Genomic DNA, 14,878 nt, shown 5'->3' with positions numbered 1-14,878 from the left:
ACTGGCCGCTGCGTGCGGCCACTGAAATGACAAGGATTTTCATGAACGCCAAACCCATGCTCGCCCTCACCGCCGCCCTTTGGCTCGGCACTGCACTGACCGGTTGCTCCGATGACAGTGACACGGACGGCCAGGACAGTGCGGCGACACACAGCGACAGTGCTGCGGCCGACGGCGCTGCCGCCAGTTCTGCCGACAACGACACCGCGGAACAAGGCACTAACGATGCTGAACCGGCGCTGTCAGGGGATGCGCGTCGCGCCGCCCTCGAGGACTCGCTCAAGGCCAACTTCGACCCGCAGCTCGGCGAGGTGCGCTACCTGATTGGCTGGAGCGACCTCAACGATGATGGCCGGGAAGAAGCCATCGTCCACGTCGTGGGCCCCATGGTCTGTGGCACCGGCGGCTGTGACACGCTGATCCTTGAGGCCCAGGGGGACACCTATCGCGTCATCAGCGCCCAGCCCACCACCCAACCTCCCATTCAACTGAGCGACGCCGCCCACGAAGGCTGGCAGGACCTGCTGGTCCGGCGCCACGTCGCCGCCGATGAGCCTGCCCAGACCGTTCGCCTGCGCTTTGACGGCAACAGCTACGTCGAGACCCAAGACGAACAAGCGACCGCTGACCCTGCCGGCGAGACCCTTATCGCAGACTTCGGTAGCCTCGCGGACGCGCGTCCACTGTTCGATGGCGACGCCGAGATCACGGGGTCCATGGAAGGCGAGATGGAGGCCATGACGACCTCTGACGACGAGGATACGGACCCAGATGACACGTCAGCGGCGGAAGAAAACGGGACTGATGAGGCCCAGGCCGAGAGCACAGAGACCAACATATAGCCCTCAGCCTCGTCAGGCTGGCGGTCAACCGTCTACGGGGATCACCGCGATAATGTGATCCTCGAAGTCGGCTTCGTCGACCTCGGTCTCGGAAATGGCGAAGCTGCGCACGCTGATGCCCTTGCGGTGCACCCGTTCGCGATCTCCACAGATCAGGTGGTGCCAGCCTGCCAGCTTGCGCCCTTCGGCCAGCCTCCGGTAGGCACATGAGTGCGGCAGCCATGTGAACTGGTGGGCCAGCTCCGGGGTGAGCTGAGTACAGTCTGGCACCTTGGCGAAGCGGTTTTCATAGTCGCTGCAGCGACAGCTGTGGACATCGAGCAGACGGCAGGCTAGCCCCAGTACCGCCAGGTCACCGGTGTCCTCATCCTCGAGCTTGCGCAGGCAGCATTGGCCACAGCCATCGCACAGCGCCTCCCACTCCTGGGGATTGAGCTCATGCAATGAATAACGCTCCCAGAAGCGCTCTCTCAGCGATGTTTCCAAACCGACCTCTGTCTTCCTCCCTCTGGAGGTAATCGTTTAATAGCGAGCTTCCGTGGGCGTGCGGTACAGGTCCAGCAGATACTCGTCCTTGGCCGGCGGCATCTGCAGGTAGAACCCCTTCTCCTCGATCGCCGCCATCACGTCGGCGCCGCTGGTACGTGCCAGCGTCTTCTCAGGGGTCAGGATCATCGTCATCACCGATACCGGCGCACCAAAGCGCTCCAGCAGCGGTTCCGGTATCCGCTCAAGCCCCTGGCGCTTGTCCACGTAAAGATACATCTCTTCCTTGCGCGAACTCTTGAACACTTCGCACAACAGCTTGCCTTGCATTGTCGTCATGGCTGTCTCATCGGGCCCTGATGGGCCCTGTCACGGGTGTGGTTGGGTGCATCCCTGTCAGTGGAGGGCAGCAGGCGGCGTCCCCCGTCAGCCGGGGTATGCCAGCCCGCCTATGTCACCCCGCCTGGGCCAGGTCGCCCAGGGCGGCCTGCAGGCCTGGGTTGAGTCGCTCACCGCGCCAGCCGGAAGCCAGCGGTAACGGCGCATTGCGCATGCTGGCCGTCACCAGCGCTTCAAGCTCTCGGCGCCGCAGCAGCACCTCAGGGGCCACTCCAAGGGATTCTGCTTCGCCATTGACCACCTTCTTCAACGCCTTCATGCGCGCCTTGAAGGGCGGCAGCGTTGGCGCCAGTGGCACCGGCGCCAACGCTGCCGCATCGGCGTGGGCGGCTTGCTTGACCAACGCCAGCAACACATCGCCCTCGCGCTTGATCAGTGGAGGCTTGACGCCCTCGACGCGGGACAGCTCATGGCGGTTGGCCGGCAGTTTCTCTGCAATAGCGTAGAGCACGCGATCCTGCACAATCCAGTTGCGCGGCAGATTTCGCGACCGCGCCTCCCCCTCGCGCCAGGTGGTCATCAGGCGATACGCCTCCACTTGGCGCGGCGCCAGGCGCCACAGCTGGCGATGACGCAGATACCACTGGCCATCGCTGTCGCTGGAGCGCTCCGACTGGGCTACCAGATCGGCGCAGTCTTCGAGCACCCACTCCAGGCGACCATGCCGTTCAAGAGACTCTCGCTGCAGTTGCCAGACCATCAACAGGTAGACCACGTCGAGGGCGGCATAGCTCAACTGTGCGTCACTCAGCGGGCGTTCGAGCCAGTTGGAACGGGTTTCTTCCTTGGGCAGGGTCTCGCCCACCCAGAACTCCACCAGACGTTGATACCCCATGGCGGCGTCTTCACCCAGCAGGCCCTGGGCGACCTGGGTATCGACCAGTGGCGTCGGTGCCACACCCGCCCAATGGGCAAACACCTCAAGATCCTCGCTACAGGCGTGCAACAGCTTCAAGGCGTCATTGGTCAGCAACTCGCGACAGGCGTCACTACAGGCCACTTCCAACGGGTCGATCAGGTAGGTGGCCTCGCCGCCATAGATCTGAATCAGTGCTGGCACCGGATGAAAGGTCTTCTCCCTGAAGAACTCTGTGTCCAGCGCCAGCACAGGCGCCTGGGACAGGGCCTTGCAGGCCTCATCAAGTGCGGCGTCGTTATCGATCCATCGAATATCGGGGGTAACAGGCATTCAGGCTTCCAATTCAGTCAACGGCACGGGCCTAGGTCATTCGCTATCGAAAGGCAGGCGGCCAGAAAAGGCACGGCTCAGGGTTCCCCCGTCGACGTACTCGAGTTCGCCGCCCATGGGCACACCATAGGCCAGGCGAGACAGGCGCGCACCGTGGCGCTTGATTTGAGTGGCGATGTAGTGCGCCGTTGCTTCACCTTCCACGGTGGGGTTGGTTGCCAGCACCACTTCCTTGACCAGCCCCTCATCCATGCGCGCCTCAAGCTGGTCGAGACCGATGTCTTCCGGACCGATCCCGTCCAGCGGCGACAGATGCCCGTGCAGCACGAAATAGCGTCCCTGGAAGCCACCAGCTTCCTCGATGGCGAGCATATCCGCGGGAGACTCGACCACGCACAGCACGCTGTCGTCACGTCGCGCGCTCTGGCAGAGACCGCAAAGCGGCTCCTCCGTCAGCGTTCTACAACGCTGGCAGTAGCCCACCTGCTCCACGGCCTCAAGCATCACCTCAGCGAGGCATCTACCGCCTTCACGCTGGCGTTCCAGCAGGTGCATGGCCATGCGCTGGGCGGTCTTGGGGCCGACGCCGGGCAGCACGCGCAGGGCGTCCATCAGTTGCTCGACCAGGGGAGAAAAACTCATGACAGTCTCGTCCGGGGCGGGGCCGCAAGCGCCCCCCGCCAGTCAGATATTGTCCGGGCCCGCCAAGGCCCGGAACGCCGCAGGTGGACGCCGAATCAGAACGGCATCTTGAAACCAGGCGGCAGGTTGAGGCCAGATGTTACCTCTTCCATCTTGGCCTTGGAGCTGGTTTCCACCTTGCGAACGGCGTCATTGACCGCCGCTGCCAGCAGGTCCTCGAGCAGCTCCTTGTCCTCTTCCATGACGGAGGGGTCAATCTCGACCTTGCTGACGTCGTGACGGCCGTTCATGGTGACCTTGACCATGCCGGCACCCGCTTCACCCAGCACCTCGGCCTTGGCGATCTCCTCCTGAACGCGCTGCATCTTGTCCTGCATTTCCTGGGCCTGCTTCATCAGGTTGCCCATTCCACCTTTCATCATGATCTGATCCTCTCAAACGACACGGTTTAGCAAAGCGTTTGCCAGGTACGTTACCTGGCAGAAATAGATTCCGGGCCCAGCAAAGAACACATTCTGATCAATGCGGCGGCGATGTCTGTCATCAGCGCCGGGCCTTGCGCGTCTCGCCAGCGGGAGTCACGGTGGACTCCACCAGCCTGGCGCCAAAAGTCTGCTGCAACTGCTGAATATGGGGATCACGCTTCAATGCCTCAACCGCTTGTGCATGGCGTTCCGCAGCCAAGCGCTCGGCCATCTGGCGCGGGGTCTCGACGTGACCATCCAGCTCGACAACGTCGACCTCCAGCCGACGGGCATAGCCAAGGGCCTCCAGCGCATCACGAATGCGATTCTGGTGGACGTCGGCATTCATCGCAGATTGCGACGGGTCCAGCTGAAGGTGCAGCCGTTCGCCATCATCTCCGGCCACGATGCAGTGCGCCGCCAAGTTCCTGGTAAGCCCGGAAATGGCCAGATCGTCGAAGTGCTCCAGCCACAGTGCGTGGGTCAGTCGCTGCCCGTCGACTGGCGCAGTCGTGACCGCCTCAGCCTTGGCTTCTGTCGTGGCCTCATTAGTGGCGTCTGTCGTCGCCTCTCCAGCGGCTTCTGTAGCGGCCTCAGTAGCAACCTCCGAGGTGGCCCCACTGCTGTCCGTCGGCCTGCCAGCGGCGGCGGTGGACACGCCTTCCTGCTTGAACTCGCCAGCAGACGTTGCCACGACCTCCGCCGCCGCGGCATCGACCTGGGACGCTGACAACGCCTCGGCAGAGGCAGCGGGGGCGGCTGGGCTTGCGTCTGGCATCGGCGCCTGGGGCTCGTGGGGCCCCTCGGCACCCATGCCCTCCTGAGGCAGCGCCTCTGCGATCGCTACGCTGTCTGCGGGCGCCTCAGCGGGCTCTCGGCTGTCTGCGGGCGCATCAGCGGGCTCTCGGCTTTCTGCGGGCGCATCAGCGCCCGACGTAGGGTCCTCGGGAACGCCGCCCTCCCAGGGCGGAAGGCTGTCAGCAGCGGTGGCCGGCTCATGATCGGCCACCGGCTGGCTCGGCCCACTCGGCTCACTCGGACCGGGGGGCGGAGCATCCATGGGAGCAGCGACCTGCGCTGAGCCTGCCGAAGGCTCCTCGTAAGACGATGGCTGCTCGGGTTCAGGCTGTGGAGGCTGCTCGGCCCTTGCTGGCTGGGGCTGCTCGGGCTCCCCGCGCATCGGCAACGGTGTCTTGGCAGGTCGCGGCACGCCCTGAGGACGAAAGGCCAGCATCCGCAGCAGCGTCATTTCCAGTGCGGTGCGGGCGTCCGGTGCATGGGCCATGTCAGCCCGCCCCTGCACGCCGATCTGGTAGTACAGCTGGATATCTTCAGCCGCAAACTGCGCGGCAAGTGCCAGCAACGCTTCGCGATCACCGTGGCCATTATCCAGCGCCGACGGCACCATCTGACCGATCGCCAGGCGATGCATCACCGAGGTCAAGTCATCGAGCACGGCACCAAAATCAGGGCCCTGCTCAGCCAGGCTCGCCACCTCGCGCAGCACCCTTGCCGCATCGACCTCGGCCAGCGCTTCGATCAGCGCCAGCACATGACGATGATCCAGCGTTCCGAGCATGGCCGCCACGTCAGCGTGACGCACTTCGCCCTGGCCAAAGGCGATCGACTGGTCCGTCAGGCTCATGGCGTCACGCATGGAGCCCGCGGCAGCCTTGCCCAAGAGCCACAGCGCGGATTCCTCGTAAGGTACCTGCTCCGCCTCCAGCACCTTCGACAGATGGCCAACGATGCGCTCAGGAGGCATGTGCTTCAGGGTAAATTGCAGACAGCGTGACAGCACCGTCGGCGGAAGCTTCTGCGGATCGGTGGTGGCCAGCAGGAACTTGACGTGGGGCGGCGGCTCCTCAAGGGTCTTCAACAGGGCGTTGAAGCTGCTGGTCGACAGCATGTGCACCTCGTCGATGAGGTACACCTTGTAGCGGCCCTGAGTCGGCGCGTACTGCACATTGTCGAGCAGCTCGCGGGTGTCTTCCACCTTGGTTCGCGAAGCGGCGTCGACCTCGATCAGGTCGACAAAACGCCCCTGATCGATGGACTGACAGCTATCACAGCGCCCACAGGGGGTCGACGTCACGCCGTCGTCACCCTCGCCCTTGTCGGTGCAGTTCAGACACTTTGCCAGAATCCTGGCCAGTGTGGTCTTGCCCACGCCACGGGTGCCCGTGAACAGGTAGGCATGGTGCAGCCGCCCTTGGTCGAGGGCATTGACCAAGGCTCGCTGGACATGCTCCTGCCCCACCAGTTCATGGAAGGTGCGAGGCCGCCACTTGCGGGCCAGAACCTGATAGCTCATTGAACGTCATTTCCTGCGGCTGGGCTTCGGGCCTGACGACCCGCTATGTCAACAAGGCGGGGGCAAGGCGTGACGGGCACGCAACAGTATTTCCCGCTCGATGGTCGTGGCATTCTACCGGGTGGGACTCACGCCGCAAAGGCCGTGACCCATGACACCGTCACCGGCGCCGGTCGACAGGCCAAGGCGGCTATCATCGACACGCCATGACACGCCACTCACGACTGCCGCCCTCGCCATCCGACGGAACACCTTATGCCTGACAACCTCCCCGGCCCGCGCTCCGGTCGCCCCTTGCTCCTGCTGACGGGTTCACGCTTGAAGTTGATCATGACCCTCGCCATTGCGGCCATCATCACCGTGTCATGGCTTGGGATACTCGACCGCGCCACCCAGCGCCAGGTAGAAGGCGCCACCACACAAGCCTTGCTCGCCTTCGCTGCGGCGAGGGGCCTCAACGCGGGGATATCCGTCCTGCAGTCCACCGAAGTGGGGGTGGTGGCAGCCTCGACCCATCCCTTCGAGGTGCTGGACCCGATCAACGACCTGGTGGAGGACTATGCCAGCGTGATGAAGCTGGCCATCGGCTCGCTGATAGGCCAGACCCTGCTGCTCGAGATCACGGCCACGCTGGCATTCAAGGTGGCCTTCACCGCTGCCGGCCTGTGGCTGCTGCTCAGTCTCTGGCGCGGCTGGCCGACGACAGCAATGGCCTGGCGCGCCTTCGCCCTCATCGGCCTGGGCCGTTTCCTGCTGCTGTTGACCCTGGCCGCCAGCGCGCTGGTCGATCACGCCTTCCTCGACGAGCGCACCACGAACAGCATGGAGGAGGTCCAACGCCTGTCCGAGGACGTGCAGGCCACCAGCGAAGCCCACACCGATGATGGCCTGCCTGCGGAGCAACGCGAACAGATCGAACGCGAATTGGCGTCCGCCGAGGACCAGCGCGACCAGCTGCGTGGCGGGCTGATCACGCTCAACCGTCGGATCGCCCTGGCAGAACAAGGCGTCGAGCAGAGCCGTGGACGCCTGTCGCTGCTGACTGCTCGCCTCAGCCTGAAGGAACGCCTTAATCCCTTCCATGACAACCCCGAGATCGACCGCCTGCAGCAGCAGCTGGCAGAGCGCCGCGACTCACTCGCAGCGCTGACGGAACAGCGCGAGCATCAGCTTAAACAACTCGCCGAACTGGACCGCCGGCGAGACGCCTTGAGCAGTCGCTTGGCAGGGGAAGACCAAGGCCTGCTGGCTAGCCTCAGTCAGCGCTTCTCCGCCTTGACCGACAGCCTCAGTCTGGCGGCCATCCAAAGCCGCGTGGAGTCTGGTACCAATGCCATTCTGGAGCTGATGGCGCTGTTCGTACTGCGTACCCTGGTCATTCCCCTGCTATTTCTGTGGCTCGGCATGAAGCTGTTTCGCGCGCTTTACGCTCGGCCCCCGCAACCCTTGCCGATGCTGCCCGCCCCTGGGACAGATCGCGACCAAGACGACAGACGCTGAACCTCTGCCATGGGGTCGTGGAATAAACACCTCTCCGCAACACCGCTAAAGATGTAACGATGCCCGCCACACCTCTTGCTCGGTGTGGCGGGCATCATTGTGTCGCATCAGCGCTGCTCGAATCCCTTCAGCACCTTGACCACGTTGATACCGATCTCCTTCACCGCGTAACCGCCCTCCAACAGGATGACGGTGGGCAGCTCCAGGCTGGCCAGGCGCCGCCCCATATCGTGGAAATCGTCACTCTTCAGGCGGAAGCTGGAGATCGGGTCGCCTTCGAAGGTGTCGACCCCCAGGGACACCACCAGCAGTGAAGCCTGGTGACGGCGAATCTCGCCCAGCGCCAGCTCCAGCTGCTCACACCAGGTGGTGTAGTCGGTGCCTGGCGGCAAGGGATAGTTGACGTTAAAGCCGAGACCTGGCCCTTCACCTCGCTCGTCGGCATGCCCAAGGAAGTAGGGGAAGCACTGGTCCGGGTCACCGTGGATCGACTGTGTCAGGACGTCGTCACGGGCGTAGAAGATCTGCTGGGTGCCGTTGCCGTGATGGAAGTCCACGTCGAGGATCGCCACCCGGCCATGGCCGTCGTCGAGCGCGCGCTGGGCCACGATGGCGGCATTGTTGAAGAAGCAGTAGCCGCCGAACTGATCCGTGGCGGCGTGGTGGCCAGGCGGCCGACACAGGCCAAAGCTGGGCTCGCCACTGGCAGCCGTGTGCCGGTAGGCAGAAAGCGCCACGTCCTTGCTCGCCATCGCCGCCTCGAAGCTGCCCTGGGAGATCGAGGTATCCCCACCGAGTGCATAGTAGCCAAGCTTGCCCCCAATATGGCCAGGGATACGGTCATCGCGCATGGTTCGCGTAGGCCAGGTGGTCGGTATCGCCTCGCCCTGATAGCCCGCTGCCTGCCAGTCATCCCAGCAGTTGGCCACAAAGTCCACATAGGCGGCGTCGTGAACGGCATCAACGGGATCGCGACCGAAGGTTTGCGGCTCACTCACCTGCCCTACCTCGTGCTGACGTATTTGCTCCAGCACCAGGTCTACCCGCTCGGGGCACTCGAACGGCGTCATCAATTGACCGTCGTGAAGCTCGGTCTTGGCGCGACGCAATTTGGTCGCTTCGCTGTGAAACACCTGCATGGAAAACCTTATCCTTATGATCGGGTGAGCTCACTGTTCTGCGGTGTGAGCCCAGCGCACACCGTGGAAGGCAAGACATCGGAGGGTAAAGCAACGCCCGACCCGTTGCAGTGGCAAGCGGTCGGGCGCTGATAGCAAACGCGAATCGCTGATCGCAGAAGCAGGTCAGGCCGTCAGTTCAGGCTTTCCAGCTGCCGCTCCAGCTCACGCCGCATCGACTCGTCCAGCCCCAGAGCCGTACCCAACTCCTCCAGCCAGGCCCGCTCCATGGCATTCTGCTCATCGATCACGGCGGCGCTGGCCAGGTACATTTCTCTGGCAGCCTGCGGAGAATCTGCCTGGCGAGCCAGTGCCTCGGCATCCAGCGGAGCCGTGAGCTGCTGCTCGACCCAGGCATGCAGCTCGTCATCCGCCCCTAGCTGCTGCATCTGTTCGCTGATCAGGGCGCGCTCCTGAGCGTCAATATGGCCATCGGCGCGCGCCGCCATGATCACGGCCTGCAACACCTCGAGACTACGCTGTTCTTGAGCCGCCCCATTGAGCTCCTCCAGTGGGGCGCCTTCCTGAGCCGACGCTGTGTGAGTCGCATCGGTACTTCCGGAACGGGATGCCTGCCACGCCTTCCATGCCAGCATGCCGACTCCTGCAATGGCACCGTACTTGATCGCCTTGCCACCCATGCTGCGTCCCCGCTTGGAGCCCATCAGCATGCCCAGCGCACCACCTCCCAACAGGCTTTTCATGTCCATCCCCCCGCGGGAGGACGATCCGCCCGACAGCTGGGACGACACGCTATTGATCAACCCCTGTACATCGAAGCCACCGCGCGAAGACCCGGACGATGAAGATCCTCCGCCCGCCTGTTTCATCAGCTGGTCCAGCAGGAACTTGGCATTCATGACGCTCTCCTTGGTCGTGAGACAACCGTGTCTTCGTTGGAATACTCCAGCGCGATGAGGTTCCCCGCAAGCTGCGTGAACGGGCTCATCACTGGAGCCTGAATCTCCGGTGCAGCCAGGTTCACCCTAACCGCCTCCGGCAACCGCTGCGCCGCACTCTTGACGCCAAGGGGGAGCCCGGGTCCTTCCTTGCACCCTACACCCGTCACCCCAGCGACACATCCTGCACATGCGCTCCGTATCAACAGTCCCTGTCAGCAGCCCCCTGTCAGCAGCCCCCTGTCAGCAGCCCCCTGTCAGCAGGCTCCTAGTAAACAGGCCCCGTCGAGCCAGTTAGCTCGACGGGGCCTGAGAGGCGGCTGCCTCACGCTGCCTCACGCTCCTTCGCGCGTGACAGCGCAGGATGGTTCAGGACAGAACGCTCAACGCGCCATCTTCACCATCTGGCGGTTGACGAACTCGTCCATGCCATCCTTGCCAAGCTCACGCCCGAAGCCAGAGCGCTTGACCCCACCGAACGGAAGCTCAGCCTCGCTGCCGGGCGGCTCGTTGATGTGCACCATGCCCACTTCCAGGCGGTTGGCCAGGTCCAGCGCCGCCTCGGGATTGGTGGTCTGGATCACCGCGCCCAGTCCGTAGGGCGTGTCGTTGGCCAGGTCGATGGCCTCTTCCAGGTCAGCAGCGCGATAGACCACGGCGACCGGTCCGAACAGCTCTTCCTGGAAGATACGCATGTCCCGGGTCACCCCGGTCAGCAGGGTGGGCGCGTACCAGGCGCCCGCCTTGTCCAGGCGCTTGCCACCGGTCACCAAGGTGGCGCCTTGGCTGACGGCATCCTGCACCTGGGCATCAAGGTTCTCCAGCGCCTGCTGGGAGGACATCGGTCCCATCACGGTGTCATCCGCCATCGGATCACCGACCTTGATGTTCTCGACCGCCTGACGGAAGGCCGCCAGAAACTCGTCATGCACCGAGGCATCAACAATGATCCGCTTGGCCGCGTTGCAGGCCTGGCCGCAGTTACCGAAACGTCCCTGCACCGCCTGCTTGACCGCCTGATCCAGGTCGGCATCGGGCAGTACCAGGAAGGGATCGGAGCCACCTAGCTCCAGTACGACCTTCTTGAGCTGACGACCAGCTTGCTCGGCCACTGCGGCACCCGCTCGCTCCGAACCGGTCAGCGACACGCCCTGCACGCGACTGTCCCCGATCAGCTCACCAACCTGCTCGTTGCTGGCATACAGATTGGTGTAGAGACCTTTCGGCGCCCCTGCTTCGTGGAAAATGTCTTCGATGGCCTTGGCCGACTCGGGGCACTGGGGCGCATGTTTCAGCAGGATGGTATTGCCATTGAGCACGTTAGGGGCGGCAAACCGCGCCACCTGATAGTACGGGAAATTCCAGGGCATGATGCCCAACAGCACGCCCAGACCCTGCTTGCGCACTTCGGCCTTGGCGCCTGCCGTCACGATGGGCTCTGGCTCGAGCCAGGCCGGACCATTGTCGGCGTAGTAACGATAGATATCGACTACGACCGACATCTCTCCCAACGCCTGGGACTTCGGCTTACCCATCTCACGCACGATAATGTCCGCCAGCGCATCACGACGTTCCTCATGCAGGTCAGCCACACGGTGGAGCAGGGCTGCACGCTCAGCCGGGGTGACGCCACGCCATGCCAGATAGGCTTGCTGGGCCAGTTCGACAGCCTCAGCAATCTGGGCGTCGCTGGCATCCGGATAGGTCGCCTCTACCTCTCCCGTGGCGGGGTTGGTGACCTTGTAGTGACTCATTGAGGCTTCTCCTTTCAACGTGGTGTTGGTAATGACTTGGGGTAAAAGAGATCTGTGTTAACCGTGAACCGAGCTATCCGACGCTAGACCAGAAGCGCTCTAGTGATATCAAGACCCAACAGCATAGCCGGGGCCTTGTGGCGTTGACAGGTCGAATCCACCAGAGTTCGACGCCGCCGCCAGACAATACTCTTGAACTTGGTATAAACCCTCTGAACCTGGCATAGACCTTGTGAACCTGGCACCGGCCTTCACCATCACGCCGCTCAGGTCAGCCGGCAGGATCGAATTCCTCAGTATCGATATCGGCCTGCTGGACGTCACTGTAGCGTCGCCCTGCTACCTGGTCGGGGGTCAGCATGGCGTTGAGCAAGGCGAGCACGCCTGCATCCAGGCTCAGCGCCTCGGCGGCCAGATTTTCTCGCTGATGCGACGGGTCACGGGAACCCGGGATCGGGATGACATCCGCCCCCTGACCTCTCAGCCATGCCAGCGCAAGCTGCGCAGGGGTGCAGCCCTGCTGCATGGCGATATCTTCAAAAGACGTCAGCAGCGACAGGTTGTGTGCATAGTTGGCGCTGGAGAAGCGCGGCATGCCACGCCGCATATCGCCCTCTTCCAGGTCCTCAGGATGGCGTAGGCGACCGGTGAGGAAGGCACGTCCCAGCGGGCTGAAGGCCACCAGCACCGTGCCAGCCTCGCGACAGGCGTCGAGCAGTGCAATCTCGGGGTTTCGCGTCCACAGCGAATACTCGGACTGGACCGCCGCCACCGGATGCTCCGCCTGGGCACGCCGAAGCGTCGTGGCGGATACCTCGGACAAGCCTACCCCGCCAATCTTGCCTTCCTGCTCAAGCCGCCCCAGCTCCCCGACACTCTCCTCCACCGGCACCTGGCGATCCAGCCGATGGAGGTAGTAGAGATCCAGATGATCCGTACCGAGCCGTGCGAGGCTCTGCTCGCACTGGCGTCGCAGAGTCTCTGGGCGTCCGTCGATGCGCTTGGCGCCAATCGATGCATCGAAGGCCATGCCGCATTTGCTGGCAAGAAAGACCTCTTCTCGCAGTCCCTTCAGCGCCTGCCCCACGACCTGCTCATTGCGTGTCTTGCCGTAAAGCGTGGCGGTATCGAAGTGCCGATATCCGGCGTCGAATGCCTCACGAATCACCTCTACCGCACGGGCCTCCGGCAAGGGACTGCCGTAGGCATGGGAGACGTTCATACAGCCCAGACCGATCGCTGGTGCACTCAAGCGGGCAAGGCGCTGAACCACGTAAGACATGTCGGCTCCATGGATTGGTCATGAAAAGGTAACAGAACGCTCATCGTACGATGCTGATATTAATCCTTCTAGGCGAATCATTTCGCCCCTACCATATGGCTGTCGCGCAACAGACACGTCCCACGGCCCCCAGGATCAGCGAAGCATCGGCAACGCCCTGTGCCCGACGAAGATAACGCGCCTCCAACAGAAAAAAAACGAACCCCCACCAAAGGATAGCAACGCAGTGGAAAACTTCTCGATCGGCGTGGACATCGCCACCAGCCTGGCGATTCTCGGTGCCTTTGTCTCCTGGACCCTGGATAACCATCGCCAACGCCGCATGGCCAGAGAGGTCGGCATCAATGACCAGGCGCGCGCCATCGCGGTCACCAAGGTTCAGGAAACCACCATTCAGCTGTCAAAAGACTTCAACAGCATGATCACTATCGCTGGCAAGATCGAGCGTCGATTGAATCGGCTGTGGAAGCAGGATGGCGTCGATGCCGTGCAACGGCATATCGAGAACAATGACAGCTACCTGCAGGATGTCAGCAGCGACCTCCAGGACTTCAAGGGCGAGGTGTCTCGCTACTACGAGAGCTGCCACGTTCACAAGTATCTGCTGTTTCCCGTGCTCGGAAGCTTACCCGAAGGAGACGAGATGGTCGCCAGCGTCAAGCGGGACTTTGATGACATCGCCCGCTGCCACGACGAAATCAACTCCGGCTACGCTCACCTGATGCGTGAACTCGAGACCGCCGTGGCCCTGGCGGCAGAGCTGCAGGCCACCGATGAGGATGACGCTCAGCACCCCGAGATCAAGAAAAAGCTGGTCAACGCCGTCAGTAGCATCGCCTACGATCCAGACTACAAGGACTTCACCCACTACTTTATTCCCGATGGTCAGGAAGAGGCCTTTTACCGGGAGTACGACAATCGGGAAATTCAGGACCGCGAGCTAAGCGGCCAGGTCATCGGCAACCTCTACGGGAGCCTGCTGAAACACCCCGCTCGACCACAGGCCATGTGCCTGCTGTTGGCGCGTCAGTCGATCCAGCGGACTCGTACCGAGTGCAAGGAAGTCCTGTGCTCGCTGAGTGCCGTGGCGAGTGTGCTGCTGGCCCGTAACGAGGGCACTACCCTCTCGGCAGAAATTCAAAAGCTCAAGTCAGACGACTACTTCGCCCTCGACCGCGAGATTCGCTGATTCTCCCGCCCCACCAGGGCCATACCTGACATGCCCCCTTCTGAGCCTCGCCGGCTATCGCCAGCGTCAGGAGGGGTGCCTTTGCCCCCATGCATACCGCTGAGCATGAGCATTGGCCAGTAGTCCTCAGCGAACGTCGAATCTCGGTCTTGCCGATGGCCGCCCTTGCCCGTAGAGGCACAACAACGCGACAGTACCAGCCCCCATGACGGGGATCTAAACAGGTAGAGCATGCTGGGGCTCTTGCGCTACCGAGAAAATGGCCGAGGCTTTGATGGGCAGGGCTTCAGAGAATGTTGGTCTTTTGGCTTTTCAACAGAGGAAGGCGCTGATTCGGGCATCGTTGTACCACCTCGTTGTACCACTGCGGGTCAAAGAGGGGAAAACCTGCGAATCATCAAAGATGGAGGCCTGAAATGGAGGCGGCCCCGACAGCCACATCCCGGCACACGCGTCCACCACTACCGTTGCTCCCTTCCGGGCCTGGCGGGGTTTGCGGTCTAGCGTTGCGGGAGGACCGACGGGGCCACCACAGCGAGGCAGAGTAACGACTCTACTGCCTGTGCCTGAAGCGCTGGCATGCTGAACTCTCTCGTCTTGCCTTTCAAGAGGTACTCTTTTGGTGAACACCTCAAGGACAAGACCTTCGAAATCAGCCTCTTGCCTCAGAGCGCGTGCACTATACCAAGGTCGCGCCTTGGCCACAAGGGTAAACCCAGTAGACTTTGCCTTTCCGGCCT

13 protein-coding genes, 1 other RNA gene and 1 pseudogene are annotated in these 14,878 nt (G+C 62.8%); 3 read left to right on the top strand and 12 right to left on the bottom strand.

Features of this window, described 5'->3' with window-relative positions; genetic code table 11:
- The first annotated feature begins 41 nt into the window (after positions 1 to 41).
- Entirely contained in the window at positions 42 to 842 is an 801-nt protein-coding gene (locus JF545_RS00345) for a hypothetical protein (RefSeq protein WP_206936961.1), read from the top strand.
- A gap of 24 nt (positions 843 to 866) precedes the next feature.
- On the opposite strand, the gene JF545_RS00340 is transcribed toward JF545_RS00345, so the two are convergent.
- The 6 genes from JF545_RS00340 to dnaX all read right to left on the bottom strand — a co-directional run bounded on the left by JF545_RS00340 (position 867) and on the right by dnaX (position 6,336).
- Complete coding sequence (locus tag JF545_RS00340; RefSeq protein ID WP_206936959.1) at positions 867 to 1,328, bottom strand: YcgN family cysteine cluster protein; 462 nt, start codon at positions 1,326 to 1,328, stop codon at positions 867 to 869.
- A 36-nt stretch (positions 1,329 to 1,364) separates the two neighbouring features.
- Entirely contained in the window at positions 1,365 to 1,667 is a 303-nt protein-coding gene (locus tag JF545_RS00335; RefSeq protein WP_224908739.1) for a YcgL domain-containing protein, read from the bottom strand.
- A 115-nt stretch (positions 1,668 to 1,782) separates the two neighbouring features.
- Positions 1,783 to 2,916, bottom strand: coding sequence for a ribonuclease D (gene rnd, locus JF545_RS00330; RefSeq protein ID WP_206936957.1), 1,134 nt, complete (start codon positions 2,914 to 2,916; stop codon positions 1,783 to 1,785).
- A gap of 36 nt (positions 2,917 to 2,952) precedes the next feature.
- Positions 2,953 to 3,558 carry a recombination mediator RecR gene (recR, locus tag JF545_RS00325; protein WP_206936955.1) on the bottom strand — a complete coding sequence of 202 codons (606 nt, stop codon included), beginning with the start codon at positions 3,556 to 3,558 and terminating at the stop codon, positions 2,953 to 2,955.
- A 95-nt stretch (positions 3,559 to 3,653) separates the two neighbouring features.
- Positions 3,654 to 3,980, bottom strand: coding sequence for a YbaB/EbfC family nucleoid-associated protein (locus JF545_RS00320; protein WP_045993209.1), 327 nt, complete (start codon positions 3,978 to 3,980; stop codon positions 3,654 to 3,656).
- Between the two features lie 121 nt (positions 3,981 to 4,101).
- On the bottom strand, positions 4,102 to 6,336 hold the full coding sequence (gene dnaX / locus JF545_RS00315) for a DNA polymerase III subunit gamma/tau (protein ID WP_206936954.1): 2,235 nt from the start codon (positions 6,334 to 6,336) through the stop codon (positions 4,102 to 4,104).
- 255 nt (positions 6,337 to 6,591) lie between these two features.
- Here dnaX and JF545_RS00310 point away from each other — a divergent pair, with 255 nt between their 5' ends.
- On the top strand, positions 6,592 to 7,836 hold the full coding sequence (locus tag JF545_RS00310; RefSeq protein ID WP_206936952.1) for a hypothetical protein: 1,245 nt from the start codon (positions 6,592 to 6,594) through the stop codon (positions 7,834 to 7,836).
- A 107-nt stretch (positions 7,837 to 7,943) separates the two neighbouring features.
- On the opposite strand, the gene JF545_RS00305 is transcribed toward JF545_RS00310, so the two are convergent.
- The 4 genes from JF545_RS00305 to JF545_RS00290 form a co-directional block, all read right to left on the bottom strand.
- Entirely contained in the window at positions 7,944 to 8,975 is a 1,032-nt protein-coding gene (locus JF545_RS00305) for a histone deacetylase family protein (protein WP_206936950.1), read from the bottom strand.
- A 173-nt stretch (positions 8,976 to 9,148) separates the two neighbouring features.
- Entirely contained in the window at positions 9,149 to 9,874 is a 726-nt protein-coding gene (locus tag JF545_RS00300; RefSeq protein WP_206936948.1) for a tellurite resistance TerB family protein, read from the bottom strand.
- A gap of 422 nt (positions 9,875 to 10,296) precedes the next feature.
- Entirely contained in the window at positions 10,297 to 11,667 is a 1,371-nt protein-coding gene (locus JF545_RS00295) for an NAD-dependent succinate-semialdehyde dehydrogenase (RefSeq protein WP_206936946.1), read from the bottom strand.
- 271 nt (positions 11,668 to 11,938) lie between these two features.
- A complete protein-coding gene (locus JF545_RS00290) occupies positions 11,939 to 12,949 on the bottom strand; it encodes an aldo/keto reductase (protein ID WP_206936945.1) in 1,011 nt (336 codons plus the stop codon).
- A 226-nt stretch (positions 12,950 to 13,175) separates the two neighbouring features.
- Here JF545_RS00290 and JF545_RS00285 point away from each other — a divergent pair, with 226 nt between their 5' ends.
- Positions 13,176 to 14,138 carry a hypothetical protein gene (locus JF545_RS00285; protein WP_206936943.1) on the top strand — a complete coding sequence of 321 codons (963 nt, stop codon included), beginning with the start codon at positions 13,176 to 13,178 and terminating at the stop codon, positions 14,136 to 14,138.
- Here JF545_RS00285 and JF545_RS20175 read toward each other — a convergent pair.
- Positions 14,095 to 14,337, bottom strand: a pseudogene (locus tag JF545_RS20175) (DUF6538 domain-containing protein); the annotation flags it as partial. The gene JF545_RS00285 and the pseudogene JF545_RS20175 sit on opposite strands and share 44 nt — an antisense overlap.
- 227 nt (positions 14,338 to 14,564) lie before the next feature.
- Positions 14,565 to 14,661, bottom strand: an RNA gene (ffs, locus tag JF545_RS00280) — signal recognition particle sRNA small type.
- Positions 14,662 to 14,878: the final 217 nt, after the last annotated feature.

The organism is Halomonas litopenaei, from assembly GCF_017303055.1.
Classification (GTDB): Bacteria; Pseudomonadota; Gammaproteobacteria; order Pseudomonadales; family Halomonadaceae; genus Halomonas; species Halomonas litopenaei_A.
This window is presented reverse-complemented; position numbering and strand designations above follow the sequence as displayed.

Excerpts from the sequence above, each read along its gene's own strand:
- rnd (WP_206936957.1), bottom strand. The coding sequence starts at position 2,916 with ATGCCTGTTACCCCCGATATTCGATGGATCGATAACGACGCCGCACTT.
- recR (WP_206936955.1), bottom strand. The coding sequence starts at position 3,558 with ATGAGTTTTTCTCCCCTGGTCGAGCAACTGATGGACGCCCTGCGCGTG.
- JF545_RS00310 (WP_206936952.1), top strand. The coding sequence starts at position 6,592 with ATGCCTGACAACCTCCCCGGCCCGCGCTCCGGTCGCCCCTTGCTCCTG.
- JF545_RS00320 (WP_045993209.1), bottom strand. The coding sequence starts at position 3,980 with ATGATGAAAGGTGGAATGGGCAACCTGATGAAGCAGGCCCAGGAAATG.
- JF545_RS00335 (WP_224908739.1), bottom strand. The coding sequence starts at position 1,667 with ATGACGACAATGCAAGGCAAGCTGTTGTGCGAAGTGTTCAAGAGTTCG.
- JF545_RS00290 (WP_206936945.1), bottom strand. The coding sequence starts at position 12,949 with ATGTCTTACGTGGTTCAGCGCCTTGCCCGCTTGAGTGCACCAGCGATC.
- JF545_RS00345 (WP_206936961.1), top strand. The coding sequence starts at position 42 with ATGAACGCCAAACCCATGCTCGCCCTCACCGCCGCCCTTTGGCTCGGC.
- JF545_RS00295 (WP_206936946.1), bottom strand. The coding sequence starts at position 11,667 with ATGAGTCACTACAAGGTCACCAACCCCGCCACGGGAGAGGTAGAGGCG.
- dnaX (WP_206936954.1), bottom strand. The coding sequence starts at position 6,336 with ATGAGCTATCAGGTTCTGGCCCGCAAGTGGCGGCCTCGCACCTTCCAT.
- JF545_RS00305 (WP_206936950.1), bottom strand. The coding sequence starts at position 8,975 with ATGCAGGTGTTTCACAGCGAAGCGACCAAATTGCGTCGCGCCAAGACC.
- JF545_RS00300 (WP_206936948.1), bottom strand. The coding sequence starts at position 9,874 with ATGAATGCCAAGTTCCTGCTGGACCAGCTGATGAAACAGGCGGGCGGA.